Origin of the sequence: Pseudoalteromonas sp. SG43-7 (assembly GCF_014164295.1) — a bacterium.
Taxonomy (GTDB): Bacteria; Pseudomonadota; Gammaproteobacteria; order Enterobacterales; family Alteromonadaceae; genus Pseudoalteromonas; species Pseudoalteromonas rhizosphaerae.
Genome location: NZ_JACJEY010000007.1, coordinates 73,444 through 99,309, shown reverse-complemented (window position 1 = coordinate 99,309; position 25,866 = coordinate 73,444). Strand labels below are relative to the sequence as shown.

General features: G+C 39.0%; 19 protein-coding genes and 1 pseudogene. 13 read left to right on the top strand and 7 right to left on the bottom strand.

Features of this window, described 5'->3' with window-relative positions; all coding sequences use genetic code 11:
* From H5200_RS04780 to H5200_RS04770, 3 genes are all read left to right on the top strand, one after another.
* The gene (locus tag H5200_RS04780) at window positions 1-1,062 is read left to right on the top strand and encodes an alpha-mannosidase (protein WP_310737040.1); all 1,062 of its coding nucleotides are present in this window, start codon (window positions 1-3) and stop codon (window positions 1,060-1,062) included.
* A gap of 94 nt (window positions 1,063-1,156) precedes the next feature.
* The gene (locus H5200_RS04775; RefSeq protein ID WP_149980228.1) at window positions 1,157-2,116 is read left to right on the top strand and encodes an isoaspartyl peptidase/L-asparaginase family protein; all 960 of its coding nucleotides are present in this window, start codon (window positions 1,157-1,159) and stop codon (window positions 2,114-2,116) included.
* A 291-nt stretch (window positions 2,117-2,407) separates the two neighbouring features.
* Window positions 2,408-5,209: a TonB-dependent receptor gene (locus tag H5200_RS04770; RefSeq protein ID WP_182761051.1), complete on the top strand. Its 2,802-nt coding sequence runs from the start codon at window positions 2,408-2,410 to the stop codon at window positions 5,207-5,209.
* A gap of 180 nt (window positions 5,210-5,389) precedes the next feature.
* On the opposite strand, the gene minE is transcribed toward H5200_RS04770, so the two are convergent.
* From minE to minC, 3 genes are read right to left on the bottom strand one after another with little or no spacing between them, the layout of a single operon-like run.
* A complete protein-coding gene (minE, locus tag H5200_RS04765; protein WP_145235646.1) occupies window positions 5,390-5,659 on the bottom strand; it encodes a cell division topological specificity factor MinE in 270 nt (89 codons plus the stop codon).
* Between the two features lies 1 nt (window position 5,660).
* Window positions 5,661-6,470, bottom strand: a complete 810-nt coding sequence (gene minD / locus H5200_RS04760) for a septum site-determining protein MinD (protein WP_145235643.1) — start codon at window positions 6,468-6,470, stop codon at window positions 5,661-5,663.
* Between the two features lie 5 nt (window positions 6,471-6,475).
* Complete coding sequence (gene minC / locus H5200_RS04755; protein ID WP_145235640.1) at window positions 6,476-7,180, bottom strand: septum site-determining protein MinC; 705 nt, start codon at window positions 7,178-7,180, stop codon at window positions 6,476-6,478.
* A 169-nt stretch (window positions 7,181-7,349) separates the two neighbouring features.
* Between minC and H5200_RS04750 the strand changes: the two genes are divergently transcribed.
* The 3 genes from H5200_RS04750 to H5200_RS04740 all read left to right on the top strand — a co-directional run bounded on the left by H5200_RS04750 (window position 7,350) and on the right by H5200_RS04740 (window position 9,179).
* Window positions 7,350-7,631, top strand: a complete 282-nt coding sequence (locus tag H5200_RS04750; protein ID WP_145235637.1) for a YcgL domain-containing protein — start codon at window positions 7,350-7,352, stop codon at window positions 7,629-7,631.
* A 4-nt stretch (window positions 7,632-7,635) separates the two neighbouring features.
* The gene (locus H5200_RS04745) at window positions 7,636-8,655 is read left to right on the top strand and encodes a lytic transglycosylase domain-containing protein (RefSeq protein WP_182761073.1); all 1,020 of its coding nucleotides are present in this window, start codon (window positions 7,636-7,638) and stop codon (window positions 8,653-8,655) included.
* 92 nt (window positions 8,656-8,747) lie between these two features.
* Window positions 8,748-9,179, top strand: a complete 432-nt coding sequence (locus H5200_RS04740) for a hypothetical protein (protein ID WP_182761050.1) — start codon at window positions 8,748-8,750, stop codon at window positions 9,177-9,179.
* 243 nt (window positions 9,180-9,422) lie between these two features.
* Here the strand turns inward: H5200_RS04740 and H5200_RS04735 are convergent, their stop codons facing one another.
* Window positions 9,423-9,965: a GbsR/MarR family transcriptional regulator gene (locus tag H5200_RS04735; protein ID WP_182761049.1), complete on the bottom strand. Its 543-nt coding sequence runs from the start codon at window positions 9,963-9,965 to the stop codon at window positions 9,423-9,425.
* 278 nt (window positions 9,966-10,243) lie between these two features.
* Between H5200_RS04735 and adhP the strand changes: the two genes are divergently transcribed.
* Window positions 10,244-11,254 (top strand): alcohol dehydrogenase AdhP, encoded by a 1,011-nt coding sequence (gene adhP, locus H5200_RS04730; RefSeq protein ID WP_149980237.1) that lies wholly within the window; start codon window positions 10,244-10,246, stop codon window positions 11,252-11,254.
* 47 nt (window positions 11,255-11,301) lie between these two features.
* Here the strand turns inward: adhP and H5200_RS04725 are convergent, their stop codons facing one another.
* Entirely contained in the window at window positions 11,302-13,713 is a 2,412-nt protein-coding gene (locus H5200_RS04725; RefSeq protein WP_182761048.1) for a TonB-dependent siderophore receptor, read from the bottom strand.
* Window positions 13,714-13,921: 208 nt separating this feature from the next.
* Window positions 13,922-15,179: pseudogene (locus tag H5200_RS04720) on the bottom strand (amidohydrolase family protein).
* Between the two features lie 146 nt (window positions 15,180-15,325).
* On the opposite strand from H5200_RS04720, the gene H5200_RS04715 reads away from it, so the two are divergent.
* From H5200_RS04715 to H5200_RS04705, 3 genes are all read left to right on the top strand, one after another.
* Window positions 15,326-17,146 carry a DUF885 family protein gene (locus tag H5200_RS04715; protein WP_182761047.1) on the top strand — a complete coding sequence of 607 codons (1,821 nt, stop codon included), beginning with the start codon at window positions 15,326-15,328 and terminating at the stop codon, window positions 17,144-17,146.
* A 95-nt stretch (window positions 17,147-17,241) separates the two neighbouring features.
* A complete protein-coding gene (locus H5200_RS04710) occupies window positions 17,242-17,739 on the top strand; it encodes a YcgN family cysteine cluster protein (RefSeq protein WP_182761046.1) in 498 nt (165 codons plus the stop codon).
* Entirely contained in the window at window positions 17,739-18,239 is a 501-nt protein-coding gene (locus H5200_RS04705) for an RNA methyltransferase (protein ID WP_024605233.1), read from the top strand. The genes H5200_RS04710 and H5200_RS04705 overlap by 1 nt, the downstream gene beginning before the upstream one ends.
* A 71-nt stretch (window positions 18,240-18,310) precedes the next feature.
* Here the strand turns inward: H5200_RS04705 and H5200_RS04700 are convergent, their stop codons facing one another.
* Window positions 18,311-20,041 carry a hypothetical protein gene (locus H5200_RS04700; protein WP_182717238.1) on the bottom strand — a complete coding sequence of 577 codons (1,731 nt, stop codon included), beginning with the start codon at window positions 20,039-20,041 and terminating at the stop codon, window positions 18,311-18,313.
* Between the two features lie 248 nt (window positions 20,042-20,289).
* Between H5200_RS04700 and H5200_RS04695 the strand changes: the two genes are divergently transcribed.
* The 3 genes from H5200_RS04695 to H5200_RS04685 all read left to right on the top strand — a co-directional run bounded on the left by H5200_RS04695 (window position 20,290) and on the right by H5200_RS04685 (window position 25,790).
* Window positions 20,290-21,990, top strand: coding sequence for a M1 family metallopeptidase (locus tag H5200_RS04695; protein WP_182761045.1), 1,701 nt, complete (start codon window positions 20,290-20,292; stop codon window positions 21,988-21,990).
* A gap of 214 nt (window positions 21,991-22,204) precedes the next feature.
* Window positions 22,205-23,476, top strand: coding sequence for a sugar MFS transporter (locus H5200_RS04690; protein WP_182761044.1), 1,272 nt, complete (start codon window positions 22,205-22,207; stop codon window positions 23,474-23,476).
* A gap of 424 nt (window positions 23,477-23,900) precedes the next feature.
* Window positions 23,901-25,790, top strand: a complete 1,890-nt coding sequence (locus H5200_RS04685) for a methyl-accepting chemotaxis protein (RefSeq protein ID WP_149980244.1) — start codon at window positions 23,901-23,903, stop codon at window positions 25,788-25,790.
* Window positions 25,791-25,866 lie beyond the last annotated feature (76 nt).

The window sequence follows — 25,866 nt, the reverse complement described above, 5'->3', positions numbered from 1 at the left end:
GTGACTGCTGAATCTGCAGCCGGATCTCAACAGCGTGGGCTGCATATTTTTTATTACAGTTGGTATGGCAACTTAAAAGTTGATGGTCAATGGGCGCACTGGGATCATCAGGTATTACCTTACGGTGATCAACCTATTGTTGGACGTAAAGGCTACCCTGGCGGCGATGACATTGGTGCTAATTTTTATCCTGAATTAGGTACTTACAGTGCAAACGACGAAGCACTTATGGATACCCATTTAGCGATGATGAAACAAGCAGGAGTTAGCGTAATTATATTAAGCTGGTGGGGCGATAGCGATTTTGGTACCAGTTCAGTGCCAGTTTTTATGGATAAAGCCGCTAAAATCGGCCTTAAAGTTAACTTCCATATTGAACCTATCTATCACAGTGCGGCTGAATTTTTACAGGTAGTAAAACAGCTAGACCAGCGCTTTGGGCAACATCCCGCTTTATATCATTACCAAGGCAAGCCATTATATTATGTTTATGACTCATACAAAATGCCAATCAGTGAATGGCAGAAAGTGTTGCTACCAAAAGGCGAATTAACAGTCAGAGGTAAAACGTATGATGCTAACTTTATAGGGCTGTGGGTTGATGAAGGTGAGGAGTCATTCTTTTTAAACAGTGGTATGGATGGCTTTTATACCTACTTTGCTGTTGATGGGTTTGTTTATGGCAGTACCACTAAAAACTGGCCATACCTAGCTAAGTGGGCAAAGCAACATAATAAACTATTTATTCCAAGTGTCGGTCCTGGGTATGCAGACGATAGAATTCGTCCGTGGAACAAAAAAAACTTCAGAGCACGCGAAGCTGGAAAGTACTACGACACGATGTTTAAAAAAGCAATTGCAGTGGCTCCAACCTTTATCGGAGTGACCTCATTTAATGAATGGCACGAAGGGACTCAGATCGAGCCTGCGATTGAGAAGCAAGTGGGTGACTATAAGTATCTTGATTACGGCCCTTTAGCTGCTGATTACTATTTAAAACGAACTCATTATTGGAGTGAACGTTTTCAACAGTCTTTAAATATACGCTCAGTTAAAGATTAAACAGATATACCAACCCTATATGCAAGTCGTGGTTAAATTAAATCGCTTGCTTTTGATTTACAGCCGATGCTCGCAAATTTAATGAGGAACAATAATGATCACTAACAGACGTGACTTTTTAAAGTTATCAGCTATTTCAAGTGCTGTTGCATTAATACCGTTTAAGACAGTAGCTAAAAGTAAAGTTAATAAGCCTATCGTCGTCTCAACGTGGCAACATGGTATAGCGGCTAATAAAGCCGCGTGGCAGGTACTTGCTGAGCATGGTAAAGCCATTGATGCTGTGGAAGCCGGTGTGCGAATTCCTGAAGCAGACCCGAATGTGATGACAGTAGGATATGGTGGTTATCCAGACAGAGAAGGGAACGTTACCCTCGATGCCTGCATTATGGATGAAAATCAAAACTGCGGCTCTGTTGCATGTTTACAACATATTAAGCATCCCATCTCTGTTGCCCGGTTAGTGATGGATAACACCCCGCATGTGATGTTAGTAGGTGAAGGGGCGCTGCAATTTGCTAAATCACAAGGGTTTATAGAAGAAAACTTATTAACCCCGCAAGCTAAAAAGGCCTGGCAAGATTGGCTGGTGGAATCAAAATATGCGCCCGTGATCAATATTGAAAACCACGACACAATCGGCATGTTAGCGCTTGATAGTAGTGGCGATTTATCTGGGGCGTGTACCACTAGTGGCGCGGCCTTTAAAATGTCAGGCAGAGTAGGTGATTCGCCCATTATAGGTGCAGGTTTGTACGTTGATAATGAAGTCGGTGCTGCAACGGCAACGGGCATGGGCGAGTTGATGATAAAAACGGTAGGCTGCCATTTAGTAGTTGAAATGATGCGCCAAGGTATGACACCTACTCAAGCGTGTAAGGCCGCAGTTGAGCGAATTGCTCATAAGCTGGGTGATTATAAACAGTTTCAAGTCGGTTTTTTAGCCTTGAGTAAATCTGGTGAATATGGCTCTTATTGTATTCAACCTGGTTTTAATTATGCAGTAACCTCTAAGACAGGAAGTAAATTACTAGATGCGGCGAGTATTTTGTGAATTATTAAGGAAGCAACGAAATTTTTAATTATGATTTTTATTGAATAATTTTATATAAAGTAAAGGGTGAATATTTACCGTTTAAATTGTTTTTTATTGTGGCTTACGCCGATTTTATACTGATTCACACCGAAAATATATTATCACTTTATATACAGTAACCTTATCCTAACTGTGACCTTTACAATTTATTAACCGCATGAGTTAGTGGCTGTAAAGATATAATAAATCACTCGACGTAACTAGAAATTTACTGAGTGAAATATAACACACACAATGATGGAGATTGGTATGGCTGATTATAGTAACATTAATAAATCAACTGAACTTTCACGAAAATTTAATAGATCAGTATTATTTTTAGCATTAATGGCTGCCTGCAATGTCGCGTATGCAGATCAAAAAGATAATCAAAATAACGATGACTTTGAAGTGATTGAAGTGAGAGGTATTCGTTCTTCAACTGCTGAAAATTTAGCTATAAAACGACTCTCTAATGCAACTGTTGATGCGATAACAGCTGAAGATATCGGTAAATTTCCAGATAAAAATGTTGCTGATTCATTGCAACGAGTTTCAGGTGTATTGATTGACCGTGACGGTGGTGAAGGCAGTCGAGTGAGTATTCGTGGCACATCACCAGATTGGACCCTCACACAGTTAAATGGCAATTATATTGCTTCTTCTGGGGCTGGTGTGCCCACTCGAAGTTTTAATTATACGTTGTTGCCATCCAGTATGATTAGTAGTGTGGAAGTATTTAAAAGTGCAGAAGCGCGTATAGATGAAGGGGGGATTGGTGGGACTGTTATATTGCACACCCGCAAGCCATTAGATATGGAGGCTAACTCAGGCGCACTTAGCCTAGAGGCAACCTATGATGATGTGTCTGAAGACACCCAGCCACAAGTGAATGTGCTGTATTCATGGAAAAATGATGAATCAAATTTTGGTGTACTTGCTGGGTTTACTCGCCAAGATAAAACGGTAACAACCATTACTAATAATGCTTCGCACTGGCGCTTTCATTCTGACACAGTCGAAGGGGCAGAGCGTCCTGCCATTGTTGACCAAGCAACAGGCGAAGTTTACAACAATGTATGGGCACCTCGTGCAATGAGTGCAGGTAACTCAATAGAAGATCGCACACGCGATGGTTATCAAGTTGCTATTCAATGGATGCCTACAGATAAATTAGACTTAAACCTGAACTACTTTGGTGCAAAATTAGATTATGACTCATCGTCGCAGAGCGTATTGTTTGCGGAATGGAATGACAATCATAACCCCTATTACGGCGTTGTTTTAGACGGTGATACGGTCGTAGCTTACGGTAATGCAGATAATGGTTTACTTAATGACAATAACTGGGGAGATGCTGATGTCAATAATGGCGTAGCCGTTCGCCGTGGCTTATTGTCTCCTCAATTAACAGGGAGAGAAAGGATCGGTGGTTCTAAATCAGATAGTTTTGATTTTGAAGCCAAATATTATGGGGATATATTTACTGCTACTTTTAAAATCGGCCATACAGAGGCTGAAGGCGGAACTTCACGGGAAACTTATGCCAATATAGATGCACGCCAAGGATCTGTGAATAGCTGGTTGTGGTCAACCGTGGGTGGTAAACCAAGCTATGAAGTATCGACCGATCTAGCGTCTGATAAACAAGCTTATCAATATTATGACTGGTTTGATTCCTACTCTTCTGAAAATAAAGATACTGAAGATTACGCACAAGCTGATCTGCAATTTGATATCGATACAGGGATTTTTACTACCTTTTTTGTTGGGGCTAAATACCGCAATCATGAAATTAAGGGGATTAAAAATGATTTTCGTTGGGATGATGGCATCGCTGATAACGGTGGTTACCGTGGTTATTTGTCCGGAAACGAATGGTTTCATAACCCAGATTTTCATCCTGATCCAGAAACGTTAGTAAGCAATACCGTGGTTGATAACAGTGCCGGAAACACTGGCGCTTTTAACTTTTTAGCATTTGATTTTGCTGCATTAGATAGCTATCTACGCAATAACTTTACGCAAACCGTTGTGCCATCTTTAGCTGGGACATATACACTAGAAGAAAATATTTGGTCTGTTTATGCGCAAAGTAATTTCCAGTGGCAGGACTTTCGCGGCAATCTCGGTGTACGCTATGTCAATACCGATTTAAGTACGCTTACGTATGATGATGTTATTGGTCAAGATAATAATGACACTACGCCTAATGAACGCAGCAGCGATGATGGTGAATTATTACCAAGCTTTAACCTTGCATGGGATGCGAATGAAGATGTTGTTGTTCGATTTGCTGCTGCCAGAACGATGTCTCGTGTAAGCTATTCTGACCTGAGCCAAGCTGAGTCATATGGTCCTCCTGTTAATATAAACTCACCAGACTCTTGGACAGGGCGAGGAACTGGTACATCTGTAAATACAGGCCTAGATCCAATGATTTCTGATCAGTTCGATCTAGGTATCGAATGGTATTACGGTGAAGGCTCAGCACTAGGTGCTACATACTTTACTAAAGATATTGCTAATTTGCCCATTTCTGCTGTTGAAATAGTTCAACGAGAGCATGATTGTTGTAATGGCCCCATAGAAGTTGAAATGAATACTAAAGTTGGCGGTGGTGACGCTCAATCACAAGGGGTTGAGTTGTTTTTTCAACACTCTTTCGAGAGTGGCTTTGGGGTGTTAGCTAACTATACTTTTACAGATACAAGCACCAGCCAAGTTTCAACGAATGGACAAAAAACAGATGCTGAAATCCCAGGAACAGCCAAACATCAATATAATCTTTCAGTGTATTTTGAAAATGATGACTTTAGTGTAAGGGCATCCTATAACTGGAAAGATGATCGGGCTAATGGCATCCATCAAGGTTACAATTTATACACGAAAGATTATGGTCAGTTAGATGTTAATGCGGCTTATAGTTTGACTGAGCAGTTGTCATTAACAGCCTCTGTGGTTAACTTAACTGAGGAAGTTGAAGAAGGTTATTGGAAACAAAGTAATCGCTTTACTTATAACCAGTATTCAGGACGGCGCTTTTATTTAGGTGCTAATTATAGTTTCTAAAAATTATAATTTATAATATAAATTTAAAGGGTATTCTTTAGTTGGGATGCCTATTTTATTTAAATTGCAAGGTTTATTAATCAGACTTTAATTAAATAATAAAGCTAAGTAGTTAAAATAAACATTAGATTTTTTATGCTATTAAAATGTGAAAAGGGCGCTGTAATAGCGCCCTTTTAGTTATTTCTTTTCTTTCTCTTCGTCAGGTAAAGTGACGTTGAGTTCTAATACCGCTAAGTCATCTTCGTTTTGATCGAATTGGACTTGAACCGCGTCATTACTGATGTTGACGTATTTACGGATAACATCAAGAATATCCTGTTTCAATTGTGGCAAGTAATCAGGTGTACCACGCTGTGAGCGCTCATGCGCAACAATGATCTGCAATCGCTCTTTTGCTAGTGACGCTGTATTTTTCTTTTCTGAGCGGAAGTAGTCAAGTAGTGACACGTTAACCTCCAAATATCCGTTTGAACAAACCTTTCTTTTCTACATCTAAGAAGCGAAATTCGACTGTTTCACCTAATAAGCGATTAATTGCATCGGCATAAGCTTGTCCAGCATCAGACTCTGTATCTAATATAACTGGCTGGCCTGAGTTTGATGCACTTAATACCGCTTGTGATTCAGGTATTACACCTAACAATTCGATAGAAAGAATATCTTGCACATCTTCAACTGACAGCATTTCACCTTTAGCTACTCGCTCTGGGTTATAACGAGTCAGTAATAAATGTTCTTTTATGTTTTCAAGTCCTTCTTCAGCACGTTTAGATTTGCTATGCAAAATACCTAAAATACGGTCTGAATCGCGAACTGATGATACTTCAGGGTTCGTTGTTACAATTGCTTCATCAGCAAAGTACATCGCCATCATAGCGCCGGCTTCAATCCCTGCTGGCGAATCACAGACGATATAATCAAAGTCTTTTTTCAGCTCGTTTAATACGCGTTCAACACCTTCGCGAGTTAAAGCATCTTTATCACGGGTTTGTGAAGCAGGTAATAAAAATAATTTATCTACCCGTTTATCTTTGATAAGTGCTTGATTTAAATTTGCTTCACCGTTTATAACGTTAACAAAATCATAGACAACACGACGTTCACAGCCCATGATCAAATCAAGGTTACGTAAACCGATATCAAAATCTATAATGACTGTTTTATAGCCCTTAAGTGCTAAACCTGTGCCAATTGCAGCACTTGATGTAGTTTTACCTACACCACCTTTACCTGACGTAACGACAATGACTTTTGCCATAAGATTTATCCTTTAACCAAAGCTGAAATTTCTAATGATTCATTTTTTTGTTGGATTTGTGCAGCGTTGCCCCAGAACTCACCTTGCAGAGAATCGCTGATCCAGTAGTTGCCATTGATAGAAACAAGTTCTGCTTCTAATTTTTGGCAAAAAATACGTGCTTCGTTGTAACCTTGTGCGCCTGCTATTGCGCGACCACGTAATGTGCCATAAATATGTACATTGCCATCAGCAATCACTTCTGCACCATGGCTTACCGCACCAATAACGATTAGGTCACGGTCTTTAGCATACACTTGTTGACCAGAGCGCACTGTGCCATTGATAACTTGGGCAGGTAAGTAAACTGTTTTCTCAACAATTGAAGTATTACTCTGCTTTGTAACAGGTTCACTCTTAACGTCTTGTGAATAATTTAAAACTGAGAGCCCAGCGGCTTTGGCTTGCGTATGTTGCTCATCAGAGCCATTACAGACTCCAACAGCATTAAAGTTCATTCGTTCTAATAAAGACTTTAGATGAACAAAATCAACAAGATTATTTTTTATCTCAATTAAATTAACAACAATAGGAGCACCCTCAAAAAAACGAGGGGCTTGGGCAATTTTTATATACAGTTGCTCAGCTAACAGGTTTATATCAGTACTATAAAGATGTAAAACTGATAACGTAAAAAGATTCCCTTTTAGCTCAAAAGTTTGGTCCGACATACACGCTCAATTGAATAGTGTGATCAGAAATCAATTTTAGATAAACGCAGGCTGAATAAGGCCTGTGTTTATATGGATAAGGTGAAATTTCTAATCTAATTTTTCTAACTTATTATGACTCTCATGTTATAGTGTGCAGCACTGTTAAGCAAGATTTTATAGGGTCATAATGCTGACTGCGGTATATAAAAGTAAGAAAAAAGCGGATACCTTCCTTTTTGTAGAAAAAAGAGATGATTTTAGCAAGGTACCGGAACCTTTGATGGCTATGTTCGGTCAACCTCATTACGTAATGTTAATTAATTTAGCAAAACGAACGCATTTAGGCGGGGCTGATTTAAGTTTGGTTGAGAAATCATTAACTGATGTCGGGTTTTATCTCCAGTTACCGCCACCTGAAGCTAACTTACTAGCTGAGCATAGAAAACAAAATGGAGTTGATAGTGACTAAACATATAATGACTAAATTGGCTGCAATTTTATGTAGTGCCTGTATCAGTACATCGGCACTGGCCAAGACCCAAGCACAATTTGATGAATATGTTGCAGGTTTAAAACAAGAAGCAGCACAAAAAGGCTACGATAGTCAATTAATTGAAGATGCTTTCGCTGCAGCACACTTTAAAGAAAAGGTAATTTCTGCTGATAAAAATCAGCCTGAAGTTAAAGAAACCTTAGAGACTTACTTACCAAAGCGTGTGCCACAATGGAAAATTGACCGTGCACGAAAGCTATACGCTGAAAATAAAGATATTTTAGAACAAATTGCAGCCGAGTACGGCGTGCAGGCACGCTTTATTGTTGCGTTATGGGGCCTTGAAAGTAATTTTGGTAAAATCCAAGGTGGTCACAACGTTATTTCATCGGTAGTCACGCTGGCTTTTGATGGCCGTCGCGAAACTATGTATAAAAACCAACTATGGGCCGCGCTTGATATTTTAAAGGAAGGGCACATTACTTTAGATAAATTCAATGGTTCATGGGCAGGTGCAATGGGGCAAACGCAATTTATGCCAACCTCATTTAATGCCTACGCGGTAGATTATGATAAAGATGGTCGAAAAGATATTTGGACTACCCAAGTTGATGCCTTTGCATCAATAGCTAACTATTTAAAGCAAGCTGGCTGGAATAGTGATCTTACTTGGGGTCGTCAAATTAAGTTACCACAGAGCTTCGAACCTAGCTATGTATTGCAACGTGGTACTAAAACACGTACTCAATGGTTAGAGTTTTGGGCTGATTCAGAGCGTTCACTAGCTGATTGGCAAGCTTTAGGTTTGCGTAAAATGGATGGTACTGACTTACCAGCCGTAGATGTAACTGCTGCATTGGTTATGCCTGATGATATGAATGGCCGTATGTATTTAGCTTATGATAATTACAAAGCGTTAATGCATTGGAACCGCTCATATTACTTTGCCACCAGTGTTGGTTACTTATCAGACCGCATAGGTTATCCAGCGATTAACTAGGGGCGTTTGTAGTAGGCGCGAGTTTATCTCGCGCTTGCGTTTGTAAAAAATATCAGTACAAAACTCTAAAAATATTCAATAAGGATATATGTATGGATGAAGATTTAATCGTACAAACAGTTGATCTGGCGCAGAATTTATTTGCAAAAAATTACAGTAACTTCATTAAAGAAAAAGAGAGAACTGTTACCGTAGAAGGTGAAGAATTTGAACTGTTAAGTTTTGAGAAGATGATTGAGTTAACTAACATAAATGACATGGAAGTTAGCGAAGTTCGCGCATTAAAAGCATACGCAAACACATTAAAAGATGTTTTAGGCCCTACTCTTTATGATCAAAAAGGGTACGGTTGGTCCATGTTGATGTTATCTGCAAGTCTCACTATTGGTAAAAATACCGAAGGTGATTTGCTATTTTTAGATAGACACAATAGTAAAACGCTGTGTATTTTTCGTCACGATGATGCCAGCATATTTAAAACAAAAGTAACTTTGTATAAATTAATTAAAGCGTATTCTGAATAAATTCGTTCTCGTTTTTTAACAGACTCACACAATAAAGCTCATTTGAAATTATATCTGGGCTTTTATCTATACTGCATTCTCACATACATAATTATCAAGACGTAAGTAGCTACGCTTTGCTAAATCCCCCAGTGTCAGAATGTTGTCGCCTCTAACTTGAGGCGACAACTAACTTGAAAAACTCCGACCTTGAACCTAGAACCATAAAGCTCGCTAACTTTACTCTCGTCCCTCGCTAACTCTTCATTTCTTCAATATCTTATCTTTAAAATCGAGTACTTTACCAATACCAGAGCCTAGCTTCATTAAACTTTGTAGTTGCTCAGGGCTTAAGCGCTGTAGTTCTGAAGACCACTTAGTGACGGTTTCAAGTAGATCATGAATTTCATGCATTTGTTGTTGGGCAAACTTTTCATCGTCGGTGGTTGCAGGCTCTAACAGGTTATCTCTGAGTAAACTGAGAGTAGGGTCAATCTCACGCTTTTTACGCTCTTCAAATACGCGGTTTGCCATATCCCAAATAGTACCTGCAGGGGCGTAATATTCTTTTCTGTCACCTGGAATATGCTGCACTTTTATTAAACGCCAAGATTGCAGTTCTTTGATCCCCATGCTGACATTACCACGAGAAATGCTTAAGGCATCGGCGATTTCGTTTGCTGTCATTGGCTCTTTGGTGATGATCAATAAACCACACATTTGGCCAATGGTGCGATTAAAACCCCAACGACTGCCCATTTCGCCACAGTGCATTACAAAGGCAAAGTTCTTATCTGATAACGTCATTGCTTCTCAAGTTTCAATAAATAATGAAATTAATGCTAGCACGCTGAATATGTTTAGCAAGATTTACTGCGCAATACGCTGAATTTTCCTTGGCTGAAGCAAGCCTATGGGATTATGTGCTGGTACTAATAGTCGTTCTGAACAAGTTATATCACTAAAGTTTGATTTAGATTAATTTTTGCTCATCTAGAGTCGCGTAAGGTGTACACTAATTTACGACAACTAATTTCTTAACAACAACTACTCAATAACAACTTCGCAACAACAAGGAACGAGCAATGAAAGCAGCCGTTAATAGTACTTACAAAGGCAAATTAGAAATTTCAGACTTACCCATTCCAACCGTTGGAGTCAATGATGTTTTAGTTAAAATAGCCGCATGTGGTGTGTGTCATACTGATTTACATGCCTGTCATGGTGATTGGCCAGTAAAGCCTAAAATGCCGTTAGTTCCAGGGCATGAAGGTGTTGGAGTGATCGAACAGCTGGGTAGCAATATTACTCATTTAGAAATTGGTGATCGTGTTGGCATTCCTTGGCTATACAGTGCATGTGGTCATTGTGAATTTTGTTTAGAAGGTAAAGAGACCTTATGTCTTTCACAGCATAATACGGGTTACTCAGTTGATGGTAGTTACGCTGAATATTGCTTAGCCGATGGGAACTATGTTGTAAAGATCCCTGAAGGCTTAGGTTTTTCAGAAGCTGCGCCATTATTTTGTGCCGGTGTTACAACCTATAAAGCGCTAAAAGTGTCAGGTGCTAAGCCAGGACAATGGGTTGCTATTGTTGGTGTAGGTGGGCTTGGGCATCTTGCGGTGCAATATGCAAAGGCAATGGGCTTTAATGTAATTGCAGTGGATACTGGTGTTGAAAAACTGGCTTTAGCAAAAGAGTTAGGTGCAGATATCACACTGGACTTTAAAGAATGTGTGCCTAGTGAGGCTATATTTGAACAGGTAGGGGGCGCACATGCTGTGGTATGTACCGCTGTATCCAAGCCGGGGTTTGAGCAAGCTTACAAGAGTGTTCGCCGTGGTGGAAAATGCGTGTTAGTTGGTCTGCCTCCAGAGGATATGCCGTTGCCTATTTTTGATACTGTACTCAATGGTGTTTCTGTTGTTGGCTCAATTGTTGGCACACGTAGAGATTTACAAGAATGTTTAGAGTTTGCTGCACAGGGCAAAGTTAAAGCAATTATTGAAGAAAAACGTCTTGAAGATATCAATGACATATTTGACGATATGCTCAAAGGTGAAATTAATGGCCGTATAGTAGTCACTATGTAAACGTAAAAAAGCGCACAAGCATTTTGTGCGCTTTTACAGCTTATAACTTAAAGCTTATAGCTCAAAGTTAGTTTCGCATTGCGTTCTTCGCCTGGCATACCACCTAAAAACATTGCTTTTGAGTAATAAACTTTATTAAACAAATTATTTAAATTTAGCTGTAAGCCCCATTTATCAGTGTTATAACTTAACGCTGCATCATAAATAGTATAGCTTGGTACATAACCATCAGGAATGCCAAATGATGATGCATTGGTACTGCGATCATCAACATACTTTACGCCCGCACTTAATTTTAGTGGCTGTGCTAGTTCAAACCACTGAGCACTGTATGTTAACCATGTGCTTGCTGTTACATAAGGCACACCTTTTTGACGCGCAGCAAATGTGCTCACATTAGGATTTTTCTGATCACGTGCATCTTGATAAACACCATTGATATTGACCTTCCATTGATCATTTAAATAGGCATTTAAATCAAGCTCAATACCACGGGTTTTTTCTTCACCATCAAAGTAATTTTTTGGTACCGATGGATCTGGCTTTGTATCATCATAGGCAGGGTTTACATATTCTAAGTTAGTACGTGCAGTGTCAAATACCACTAATGAGGCGAGTACCTGATCATCAAAGGCTTTTACTCTTATACCTAAATCAGTACTAAGAGATTGCGCATCTTCACGGTCGGCTTCATTACCTGCCACAGAGCCTAAAACGCTATACGCGGTGCGGCCTTTTGAATGATTAATGAAAATAGAAACATCATCGCTTGGTTTGTACGTCGCGCCTAAGTTATAGGTTAAGCCGTTATCTGAAGTGCTGGCTTCTGGGGTTGCAGCAGCGGCACTAGCACGATAACGGGCATCAACACCTAAATGTTCATATTTTTGAGTAATTTCGTTGTATGCTACACCAATACGAGTTGTGAAGGTGTTATTGATGTAAGCAACATGTTGCAGCCCTAAGCCCCATGCCTGCACTTTCTTATTGTAGTTACTGGTTTTTAGCGGATCGTAATCATTAAACTGGCCATCACTCCAATTGGGGTTACGGATATCTAAAATATAAGGTAAAGAGCCTTGATAAGTTACATCGCCATTTTTATCTTTTAGAATATAGTCTTTATCCCAAATAGAGTATTGCGTAAAGCGTATATCGCGGTCTTCATAATTAGCATTGACCAAAAATTCGTTTTCTATATCACCTAGGCTAAAGTCATAGCGTAGATCAGCAAAGTATTGCCATGACTTTTCATCAGCCTCTACTTGGCGATATTCTTGGCGCCGTGCTGCAAATGGATAAAGTACATCATCAACCACCAATGGTGCACGAGGATCAGCATTGATCACACCGTTGCGTTGCCAATACACATAGTTATAGGCACCGGTTTGACGGGCAAAGCTCGATTCATAATTACGGTACTGTAATTGTTGATTTAAAAATAGATCATCCGTTAAGTAATAATTATGAGTGAGTTTTAAGCGTAGCTCTTCACCTTCATTATCTTTTGCCATGGGTGAGATAATACCGCGATGGCCAAATTTATACGGAGTTAAACCATCGTTAGCGGCAAGTGAATTAGCGAGTTGTTCACGTTGTGCATCAGATAATTGCAGCCCTGCAGAGGTTGGATCGTTAACTAAATCATCCGCAGTCACTTGGCCGGCGGTTTTACCACTTACCGACTGCGCATTATAAATACGGATAGGGTGGCCAATTGAATCAACTGCAATGGCATCTTTAATATAAGCGGCTGAGATCATAATATTTTGGCGGTCATTAAACACATATTTTAATGCGCCGTAGATTTCATCGCGGTCATCTTTTAAATCACGGTAGCCATCACTACGTGCTGTTTTTGCATTAACTCTGTATGCTAGATTTTCGGTAATTGCATTGGTGCTATCAATTGATAATGAATAGGTATTCCATTGACCAATTTCCGCTTGTACGTTGTGCTGCTCGGTAAACTGTGGCTTTTTTTCAATCAAGTTAATTACGCCACCTGCGCTGCCCATGCCATATAAACCAGTGGCGGGGCCTTTTAATACTTCTACGGCCTCCACATTGGTTAGTGATCGAGTTGGATTGAATGTGTTTCCTAGGCCTGCACCGCCATACATACCATCATAAGTATAATTTGCACCAAGGCCACGGATCACTAAATTGTCGCCAATTCCGTAGTTATTACCTGCTTGGGTTACACCACTGATATTACGGGCTAAGTCTTGTAAGTTATCAACGCCTTGCGAGTTGATAAGCTCTTGATCGACGATAACGATAGGCGCAGGTGTTTCCATTAACGACATATCAGACTTTGTTGCTAAACCCGAATTTAATACAACATGATTTTGCTTTTGATAAACCGTGATGCGTTCAAGATCGGATTGTTCGGCCGCAGTTGCATTATATGCTGTTAAACAGGCTAGGGTAATTAGAGAGAATTTATGCGTTGTCATAGTCATTACCATTAAAAAATTTTCGTAATGATAATGTGTGGCATTTGTATTTCAAGTTTTAATTATCTAAAAAAGGCAATTATTTAAACCTACCCCAAGCTGCTTACCTTTTGCTTTCAAAATATTAATATATTAACAACGTATTTAGTTAGCTGTTAGTTTAACCCTTGCTTAATGATGGAGTTAGCTTAACGCTAACTCCACACATTTATTTATAAGCAACACCTGCTTTCATCACAAATGCTACATTTTCTAGCAAGGTTATGTCTTGCAGTGGATTGCCTTTAACGGCAATGATATCTGCTGCAAAGCCTGTTTTAATTTGCCCTAGTTGATTTTCAACTTTTAACAGTTTTGCGCCATTAATCGTTGCTGCTTGAATTGCCTGTAGTGGCGTCATGCCAAACTCAACCATTCTCGAAAACTGTTTTGCATTATCACCATGTGGGTAAATTGCGGCATCGGTACCAAACACCATATTTACGCCAGCCTTTACTGCTCGGCTAAAACTATCACGCTGTTTTTTAGAAACTTGGCGCTCTTTTGCTAGGTTTTCTTCGGCTACACCATTTTGCTCACCAAACGTGAGGGTATACTCAGTGTTATAAATATCCATTGAAAACCAAGTGCCGTGTTTTTTTGCCAGTTTAATTGCTTCATCGTCAACAAAACTGACATGTTCAACACTGTCTACACCGGCTTTAATGGCTGCGGTAATACCACTGGTACCATGTGCATGTGCAGCAACCGTTAAACCGCGCATATGTGCTTCATCAACAATGGCAGTCATTTCTTCTAATGAATACTGTTGAATACCTACTTTTGTGCCCTTAGAAAATACTCCGCCAGTGGCGCAAAACTTAATAACATTGGCACCGTACTTAATGTTTTCGCGTACTTTTGCACGAACAGCCCATGGGCCATCAGCCACACCTTCGGCAGTGTATTTCATTTCAGGAGGTAGACGGTTGTTGTCACAGTGACCACCCGTTACACCCAAAGAGGGGCCAGCAGCCCAGATGCGAGGGCCAATAATATCGCCTGCATTAATGCCGTCACGTACTGCAATGACACTGTAACCTTCGGCGCCCACGTTACGTAAAGTTGTAAAGCCCGCTTTTAAGGTTTTTTCTGCAAAATAGGCCGCTTTAATCGCTTTACGTGGCACTGACTGACCGATACGTTCACTACGAGGGACTGTTGGATCGCTGGTTAAGTGTACGTGCATATCCATGAATGGTTAACTCGGGCAACTTAATATGGTCATCACCTTGTTGTAGGGGTGGCATGGTGCCACTACTGATTTTAGTAATAATACCGTCATCGATTTGAATAAGCGGTGCATTAATAAGCTTGCCATTATTTACGTCTAGCATTGCTTTAGCACTAACGTACGTTGTTGCTTGTGCGCTAAAAGCGCTGACACACAGTAAGCCCAAAGGGACAGAAAGTGATAATTTATTCATTTATTTTCTAATTTTTGATTATTTTATATAGCAATGTAGCAAGCAGTTTTTAGGCTGTAAACAAAACGCGATAAGTATCGTATTTTCTTTATTTAGCGATTTGAAAGCTGCATACTTGCGCTAACTTCTTATACTCAGGGATCATTATGAAAAAATTTAAGTTAACCTTGCTTGTCGCTGGTGTACTCAGCGCTTTGTCTGCGTGTTCAAATACGGCTAATAATAATTTAAATAAGCCACAATCAGCATTAACAAGTGAAACTGCCAGCGCAACAACACAACAATTAAATAGCTTGGTTGAGCAGTACTTTGTGGATTCGTTGCAATTTAGCCCTCTTGATGCCACTTATATTGGCTATAACCAATACAACAACCAATTTACAGCACCGATTACCGAGCAAAACCGAGCTCAGCAGCTTGCTTTTTATAAAGATTATCAGCAACGTTTAGCGGCGATTGACCAGCAGCAGTTAACCGGTCAAGCCTTATTAAGTTATGAAATACTGGCACGGGATTTAGCATTAACAATCGAAGGTTTTCAATTCCCGAGTTACTTATTACCAATTAACCAAATGTCTGGCGCTCACAATACGTTTGCAGGCTTTGGATCGGCGCAAAGTGCGCAGCCATTTGCAAGCTACCAAGATTATGAAAATTTCGTCGCGCGTGCTGAAGGTTTTGTAACTTGGTTAAGCAGTGTGCAAGATGCTATGCAGCAAGGGGTAAATGAAGGCATTGTTTTACCAAAGCCATTAGCTGAAAAGTTATTACCGCAATTTCAAGCGCATATAGTTACCAGTGCAGAACAATCTTTATTTTATAGTCCGATAAAGCAGCTTCCAGAGCAATTCACAGCAGCGCAAAAGCAACAACTCACTGACCAATATAGTGCACTTATTATGGATAAGTTGGTCCCAGCGTATACAAAAATGAGCGAGTTTTTAGCGACCACTTATATACCAAATAGCCGTGCAACAGTAGGTTATAGCGATTTACCAAATGGTAAAGCATGGTATGAATACCAAATAAAGAAAAACACCACCTTGAGTTTATCTGCTGATGAAATTCATGAAATTGGTCTAAAAGAAGTATCGCGTATCCTTAATGAAATGAAAAAAGTAAAGGAAACCGTTGGTTTTAAAGGCAGTTTAAGTGAGTTTTTTACTCATTTACGAGATTCTGATGAGTTTTATTTTGATACACCTGAGCAATTAATTGCGGCCTATGAAGCCGTAAAGTTAAAAATTGATGCGCGTGTACCTAAATTATTTAACATTGTCCCCAAAGCTGATTACGTTGTAAAAGCGGTTGAAGATTTTCGTGCTGAGTCTGCGGCAGGAGCATCTTATCAATCACCAGCACCGGATGGCTCTCGTCCGGGAATTTTTTATATTAATACCTTTAATTTAAAAGCGCAGCCTAAGTTTCTACTCGAAACATTGTCAATCCATGAAGCAGCCCCAGGACACCATTTTCAAATCGCCTTACAGCAAGAAGTTCAGTCATTACCTGAGTTTCGAAAATTTGGTGGTTACACAGTGTTCGCCGAAGGTTGGGCATTATATGCTGAAAGTCTAGGTAAAGAATTGGGTTTATTTACCGACCCATATATGTGGTATGGCCGTTTATCTGATGAGCAATTACGCGCTATGCGATTAGTGCTCGATACAGGTTTTCATGCTAAAGGCTGGACTCGTCAACAAGGTATTGATTACATGCTGGCTAATTCCTCAATGGCTTTAAGTGATGTAACCGCAGAAGTTGAGCGCTATATAGCTTGGCCAGGACAAGCATTGTCGTATAAATTAGGGCAATTTAAAATTCAAGAACTGCGAGATTATTGTAAACAAGCATTAGGTGATAAATTTGATATTAAAGAGTTTCATACGCAAATTTTAATTGATGGTGCTTTGCCGATGCCAATACTAGAAGCGAAAATTAAACGTTGGGTTGATACGCAGCGCTAACTTTTAAACTTGAAATAGCGCAAAGCTGAATGTAGCTTTGCGCGCGGTGCTCAATTAAGCTAAAATGCGCGCTATTAGGGGCACCGAGTTATACCATGTTTGAAAACCAATTTTGGCTTGAGAAATCACTTGAGCAAATGTCACAAAATGAGTGGGAAGCCATTTGCGATGGCTGTGGAAAATGCTGTTTAAATACCTTTATAGACAGCGAAGATGAAGATGAGTTTACCGCCACAGATCAACTTCGCGATGGTGAAGAACTCATTTTTACTAATATTGTTTGCCAATACTTAGATAATAATACGTGTGGTTGTAGTGAGTATGAAAATCGACAAACATTAGTCCCGTCATGTGTAAAATTAACCAAAGAAAACCTCGACAGCATTTTCTTCATGCCGCAAAGTTGTAGTTACCGCCGTTTGCACGAAGGCCGTGGTTTAGCGTCTTGGCATCCATTAAATAACGGTGGCAGCAAAGAACTAATGCATACATTGGGTATTTCTGTAAAAGACAAAACAGTAAAAGATTGTGATGTAGCTCTAGATGACTTTGATCTGTATGAAGCAGATTGGCCAACTAAGGATTGCGATTAATGACTGCGAAGATTGGTTTGATCAATCCTAAAAGCCCCTCTAACGTTGGCGCAGTGTTAAGAGCTGCGGGTTGCTATGGGGCTGAACAAGTATTTTTTACTGGCACGCGTTATTTAAATGCTAAAAAGTTTCATACCGACACAAAAAATGTTGCTGAACGCATCCCCCTGACTTGCGTTGACGATTTAGCAACAGCAAAGCCCGCAGGTGCGACTGTTGTGGTGATTGAACTAATAGAAGGTGCAACCCCTTTGCCTGAGTTTGTTCATCCTGAAAACGCATTTTATATTTTTGGCCCTGAAGATGGCTCTATTAGCAAAGATGTACTGAACTGGTGCGATGAAGTGGTGTATATCCCCACAATCGGTTGTATGAATTTAGCAGCTACCTGTAATGTGGTTCTTTACGATCGACAAGCCAAACTCGGTGGTGTAGAAAGTTCTGATCAAACGATTATTCAAAGCCGCGACACCAATAATAAAATGATATGGCAGAAATAGTACAAACTGAATTAAACAATTGAAAAAGGGGCAATTAATGCCCCTTTTTTCGTTTAATTCCAAAAAAGTTATTACTTTTTAGTAATTTTGATCTCTGAATTAATAACAATCCCTTCATCTTTTATATCTGTTGCAAAATACACAGACATTGTTTGATTTTTTAATTGTTCAAGTTCTTCCGGGATCACTTGTCCTGTCATTTTAAATACTTCGATGACAGGAGTCATTAATGATTTCAGATCAACTGCGGTATTTAAAAATCCATTTTTTTCAAGTGCTTGTTCTGATAATGTATTTGCAATAGCCGCTGATTTTTCACCAGTGAATAAAACAATATGCTTTCCTTTTTTAGCTAACCTTATATCAAGGCCAGCAGGTAAAGGATAAGGAATTGCAGCATTGACACTAATTGCATCGCCGTTTTCTGGTATTTCAAGCTCCGCTAATGCGGGTAAAAATCCTTTAGCAGTAAAAAGTAAATTATCAGGATCTGTCGCAGAAAGTGTGATTAGCGCGTCTAAAGCTTTTAGTTGTGGCAGTTGATTTGCATCGGCTCCTAAAGCAAGATCTTGAATACTTACACTGACACCTTGAATACCATTAGCCATAGCGGTCATCATTGATAGTGCAGCTAAATTTGAGTCTTGAGTTTGTTGCTGTAAAGCAACAAGAGGTGCACACTCAAATTCAGCTTTTTTAAATGTACTTGAGAGTATATTTAAAAGCGGTGGAATTTTTGAAATATCCGCACCATAAGCAACGCTTAGCATTTGCCCGTCAAGTTTAGTTGTATGCTCAGGAACAAAACCCCGCACAGATTTTAATGTTTTAATAATATCTGTAGCAGTGCTTTGGAAAATAGCATCTGCTTTAAAATGAGCATCAGAGTTTGTTACTTGTATGTACGTGCTACCGGTTACTGATGCAGGCCAATAACTAACAAGATTGGTAATGTCATTTTGGCACTGTGGTGTTCTAGCTACCTCTAAAGCATTTGGATCACCCAATTCTTTTAATAGTTCATCAAGCATTTCACCTAGGCGTGATGGTGTTCTAGCGGTAATAGCATTAGCAATCTCAACATGGTCTATATACGCAATAGAGTGGCCATCAAATGAATAATTAGTAATATAGTTTTCAAGTTTAGCGGTTTGCGTTAATGATTTTGTTGGTTTATCAATTGCTAAAGCAAGACGTAAATCTTTAATTGTATTAAGTTTTGTATCAAACGTGATGGTAGCCCAGTTATCTTTAACAGACACAATTAAGTTTAATGTAATGTCATTTTCAAGTACTAAAGGGTACGTGTTGTAGTCAACACCTTCGATGGTTTGTGTTGTGAAGTTAATTCCCGCTTTATCAGCTGAGCTATTAATTGTATTAAATAAAGCTGTTTCATCTTCAAGTTGATAGCGTAATACTGGCATTAGACCAATTGTATAGGCTAGAGCTTTATAATCATCGGCGAATCCCCAGGCTGCTTTTAGTGTTTCATAAGATGACAATGATGTTTGATATTGATCTAATAGAGACGCTAAAAACTGTGCATTGTTATCGTTACTTGCCGCTAAATTTTCGATCAATGGCGTAAAATCGTCAGCACCTTTCATTTGATCTGGAATCAAATTGAAATATTTACTATAGGGAAATGGTTTTAGCTGACCATAAAATAAAGCAGTATCAGCAGGGACGTAATCAAGTTGAGCAAGTTCTAATGAGGCTGTTGAACTGTCAGTTTGTGTATAGATTATTGCACCCGCCGCTACAGCAACTGCGCAACCGGCAAGTAGTTTGGTGTTCATTTGGAAATTCCTTTTTTGTATCAGTACCAAGCGGTACGTTCTGTAGTATTTATGTTTTGTAAAACGATATCATAAAAGTGCGTAGCCTAGCGAGGAAAAGCACTATTAGTGTTGGTTGTAGTGAGGGCACGGTATTATATAAATTATTAATTTTATATGGATAATTTGTTGTTTAAACGCAAAATTATCGAATGTTGTTTGTTGTTATGTGACTATTCTAATTCATAATAAAAATAGATGGGATAATCATGAATAATCTTTTTTTCACAAAAGGGGTACTTAACTATATTGCAGTACTGATAAGTACAGTTTCATTAGCTGCTTGCACCTCAAGCGAAGTGCCATTAGATCCTATTGTAGGAGACACGGGGCAAGCTTTGTCAGATATTGCGTTAAGTAGTGATGTGAAGTTTTATGATTTAGAGTTAGAAGTTTTTCCTACGGATAAAAAAATAGCCGGTATTGGTAAAACCTCATTTTTAATGCTTAAAGCAAACCAATATGTAGAACTAAAATTAGACAGTCGATTTAATATCAGTGATGTAACTGTAGCTGGAAAGAGCGCAAGTTATAAAAGGCTAGGTGGTATTATTACGATTAACTTAGGGGAAGTTAAAACGCCGGGTGAATTGGTTGATGTTGCAGTTCAATATTCAGGGAAGCCACATATTGCGAACAATGCGCCATGGGAAGGTGGCTTTGTATTTGATAAGTCGTCTGATGGAAAACCATGGATTGCAACGGCAGTACAAGGAGAAGGGTGCGATTTATTTTGGCCCTGCAAAGATCATTTTAGTGATAAAGCGGATTCAATGCGTATTCGTTTAACTGTTCCTAACGGTCTTAGTGCCGTGACTAATGGTGTGCTGCAAGATGTCAAAAAGCTGCAAAATGATAAGGTACAATTTGATTGGCTGTTATCTGTTCCCGCCAGTGATTATAATATAGCCTTAAATATTGGTAACTACGAACGTATTCAAAAATCATATACCAGTATTAATGGTACACAGGTACCTATTGAGTTTTGGGTCTTACCTGAAAACAAACAAAAAGCAGAGGATTTGATCGATTTTGATTTGATCAATCAAATACAATTTTTTGAAAGTCATTTAGGTCCTTATCCATGGGGGAATGAAAAGCTAGGCTTTGTTGAAACACCTCATTTAGGTATGGAACATCAAACGATTAATGCTTATGGAAAAAAGTATAAACGTGATGAAAATGGCTATGATTGGCTACTACAGCATGAGTTAGCACATGAGTGGTTTGGGAACTTAATGACCCATGAGAGATTAAATGATGCCTGGCTTCATGAGGGCTTTGGTTTTTACATGCAGCCTGCTTACAGCTTAAATAAATTTGGCAATGCCGCATATAGCTATACGATGTACAAATCGTATTTGGGGTTAAAAAATTGTCAGCCAGTTGTTCGTGAAGGAGAAGTTACTTCTGATGAAGCATTTAACTCGGATATTTATGGTAAAGGTGGCTGGACGTTACATACATTACGTTGGTTAATTGGAGAGCAGTTATTCTGGCGTGCAACACGAGAATTATTGTATGGTATCGATAATACCTCAGACATAAAGTATCCAATAAAACCACGATATCGTAATACAGAACATTTTATTGATATTGTAAACAAACTAACAGGTGATAATTATAATTGGCTATTCGATATTTATTTAAAGCAAGCTGAGCTACCAATCTTAAATAAACGACAAGTGGATGGAGTTATTACACTTAACTGGGATGTGAAATCTTTAAATAATAAGCCTTTTCCTATGCCTTTACCTATCTCTATCAATGGTAAAGAGGATGTTTATTATCCGCAAGACGGAAAAATTATTTTAAATATCAATCCAGGTGATCACGTAGTCGTTGATCCTGATATGAAGGTTCTTCGTTACTTACCTATTATTTCTAAATGTAACAAAAAGCAGGATTAATACTTTGCGATTGATACCACAGTAAATTGATATTTACTGTGGTATCAATCGTCGTGAGTAACTCTGCTGTTATGTGTTTCAAAAATACGTGTCACGTTAGTAACTATTTGTTACGGTTGTATATCAATGCGTGGATCGTTCCAATTTAATTTTTGTGATTTTTTTATACTAATGTGTAGAATCACACACAACTTGTTAATGGAGTGAAAATCACGTGAGTGAAATAAATATAAATAAAACGTTTGTCACTGAGCAGCCGCAGCAAAATAATAATTACCTGTTACCTTTGACTGCAATGACAACTCTATTTTTTTTATGGGGTTTTATCACAGTACTAAATGATGTACTGATCCCGCGTTTAAAAGGGGTGTTTGATCTTAGTTATACGGAAGCGATGTTAGTGCAGTTCTGCTTCTTTGGTGCTTACTTTATTGTTTCTTTACCCGCGGGGATATTGGTTAAGAAATTTGGTTATAAAAATGGTGTGCTTAGCGGTCTTATCGTGGCTTCTATCGGCTGTATGTTATTTTATCCTGCAGTGGTCGTACATGAATATTGGCTATTTTTAACCGCATTATTTGTACTAGCCGGTGGTGTCACCATTTTACAAGTATCGGCTAACCCTTATGTTGTGGCGCTTGGGCCTGAAAAAACAGCTTCGTCACGGTTAAATTTAGCGCAAGCACTTAATTCATTAGGAACGACTATTGGGCCCTATGTTGGTGGCATTTTGTTCTTTGGCGCAGCAGGCTCATTGACTGCATCTGCGGCGACAGCAGAATCGGTAAAAATTCCTTATTTAATGCTTGCTGCAGCACTGCTTACTATTGCTGTTGTGTTTGCATTTTTAAAATTACCTGAAATCAAATCACACAAAGAAGAACTCGATTGCAAAGCAAAAGGTCATTCTTTAACGCAAGCCCCGCATTTAGTTATGGGGGTGTTAGGTATCTTTTGTTATGTTGGTGGTGAAGTGGCAATAGGTAGCTTTTTAGTTAACTTTTTGGGTGAAGCTCATATTGCAGGGCTCGAAGAGCATACCGCTGCCGCATTAATTGCCTATTATTGGGGCGGGGCGATGGTAGGGCGCTTTATTGGCTCTGCTGCATTACAAAAAATTGCACCATCAAAAGCAATTGCTTTTAATGCATTTGCGGTCATTGCGTTACTTTTAATTACAATCTTCACTGAAGGTGACGTTGCTTTGTATGCTGTGCTGTCGATTGGTTTATTTAATTCTATTTTGTTTCCGACAATTTTCTCAGTCGCTATTCAAGGGCTAGGTTCATTAACCAGTAAAGGATCTGGTTGGCTTTGTTTAGCGATTGTTGGTGGTGCATTAGTACCGTTAATTCAAGGCGTTGTTGCTGATGCAATGAATATTCAAGTTAGTTTTATTATCCCAGCACTTTGCTATTGTTTTATCGCTTGGTACGGGTTGAATGTTGTAAAACTTGCGAGCAAGTGGCAACAAAAAATAAACTAAGCTAATAGTAAAACCTCTTTAGATAAATGCATTTGCAGCACTGTAAATGCATTTATTTTCTTATTATTCTCAATGAATCAATCGCACTCTAAAGTAAAACCTCGCAGTTTAGTTCATTACAAAATAACGACGGATATGCACTGAATACGTATTCAATAGCTATTGTTTATAAAAATCACTGGAACCTTCCAATTTTGAGTTTGTTATTTTTTCGGTGCAATTACGACATTGACTGTCTTTACTTATCGATTAATTACTTTATGAATTTGTTATAGGAGTAAGCGCTAAACTAATTTTTTTACCATGCTTTATTATTGTTTTTGGCTATAACATAGCAACTGTTGGCGATAAGATAAGACAAATAGCGTTATTTTTGTTAAAAAGTAGTTAGCTAACAACGATAAAAAAAATAAATAGGTGTGTCATGCAAAGCTCGCTAAAATTTACCACTAAGGTAACTATCGCAGCATCTGTGGTATTAGTGTTGGTGCTGGGGTTATTTACCATCAATAACTTTATTTCAATGCGCTCACAAACGCAGCAGCAACTGTCTCTAATATTACAAGAAAGCTCTCAATCGGTTTCACAAAATATTGCTAATTGGCTCAATAATAAATTAGCAATCGTTCAGTCTGTAGCGAAAACGCATCAGCAAAATGACACTAAGGAATTAACTCTTAGCCAACTCAATAGCGCAGAAATGGCAGGTAAGTTTAAAAACACCTATATAGGCAAACCTGATGGTACTTTTGTACTCAATGATCAAACAGTTGTATTACCTGCTGATTATGATGCCACAATCCGTCCTTGGTATAAGCTGGTAGAAAATAAAACCACCACAGCGTTTACGACTCCTTATATCGACGTAACCACCAATGAGCTAACTATTTCAGCGGTTGCGCCCATTTTAAATAATGGCCGTTTTAGTGGCGTCGCCGGCGCCGATATCGATATGCAAACCATCACTCAAATAGTCAACGAAATTGATTTTTTAGGTTTTGGTTATGGTTTTCTATTAGACAGTGACGGTCGTATTCTAAGCCATCCAGATATCAAATTAAACGATCAGAGTATGGCGAAGCTGTTTGGTAAAAACCTTGCTTTAAAAGCTGAGTTTGTGGAGCAAGAAATCGCTGGTATTGATCATCTTGTATCATTTACACATATCAAAGGTATTGAAAATGTAGATTGGTATTTAGGTGTGGTGATCAACAAAGATATTGCTTATTCATCAGTGGCTTCATTTAGAAATATGGCTGCGATATATATGTGTTTGGGAGTTATCGCGACGATATTAATGATGCAATTTTCATTGCGTTATTTGATGCGGCCTATGCAGCGTTTAAACGATGCAATTAAAGATATAGCCCAAGGTGAGGGGGATTTAACTCGTCGTTTAGAGATTGAAAACGATGACGAATTTGGTGAACTGTCAGGTTATTTTAATGCCTTTATAGATAAAATTCATACCTCAATTGACCAAGTAAAAACGACCACGGTTGAACTGGAACGTTCAGTGGAAAGCTTAGTTGAGCAAACAGAGTCAACGCTAACGATGTACAGTGACCAAACTAAACGCACAGACAGCGTTGCAACAGCGATTAATCAGCTGTCATCAAGTGCGATTGAAATATCAAGCAGCGCAAGTCATGCATCAACCCTTGCTACTGATGCGAATACACAGTCAGTACAAAGTCAAAGTACGTTAAATGATAATATCAATGCCATTGGTGTGTTATCGCAAAATATGGAACAAGCACAACAAATTATTAGTAGTGTTGCTGAACACTCTGCAAGTATTGGTCAAGTACTCGAAGTTATTAAAGGAGTCAGCGAGCAAACGAATTTACTTGCACTTAATGCCGCAATTGAAGCCGCTCGTGCCGGAGAGGCTGGTCGTGGGTTTGCCGTTGTTGCAGATGAAGTGCGCCAGTTAGCTCACCGTACTCAGCAATCAACCCAAGAAATTGAAAATACCGTTAGCCAATTACAGCAAGGTTCAGGCAGTGCCGTTGCGGTTATGAAAGCCAGTTTAGTTGAAAGCGAAAATACTGTAAAACAAGCGCAAGCAGCCGGTGAGCAAATGGCAGGAGTAACCAAAGCTATAAAAGCAATTGATGATGTAAATCATAGTGTTGCAAATGCGACCACTGAACAAAATCAGGTAATACACTCTTTAGATAATGATATTCATACAATTAGTGAGTTATCTCAACAAGGTCAGCTAAACTTAAATAACACTTTAGCTGAGTGTACTCGTTTAAAACTGCAATTTGATGAACTTGAAAAAATGGTGCTACGTTTTAAAGTCTAAATGCAATCAGCGATAACTAAAAAGATAAAATAAATGATGCCGGAATCACCTGTAAGCCAAGGATGAAGGGCTAAAT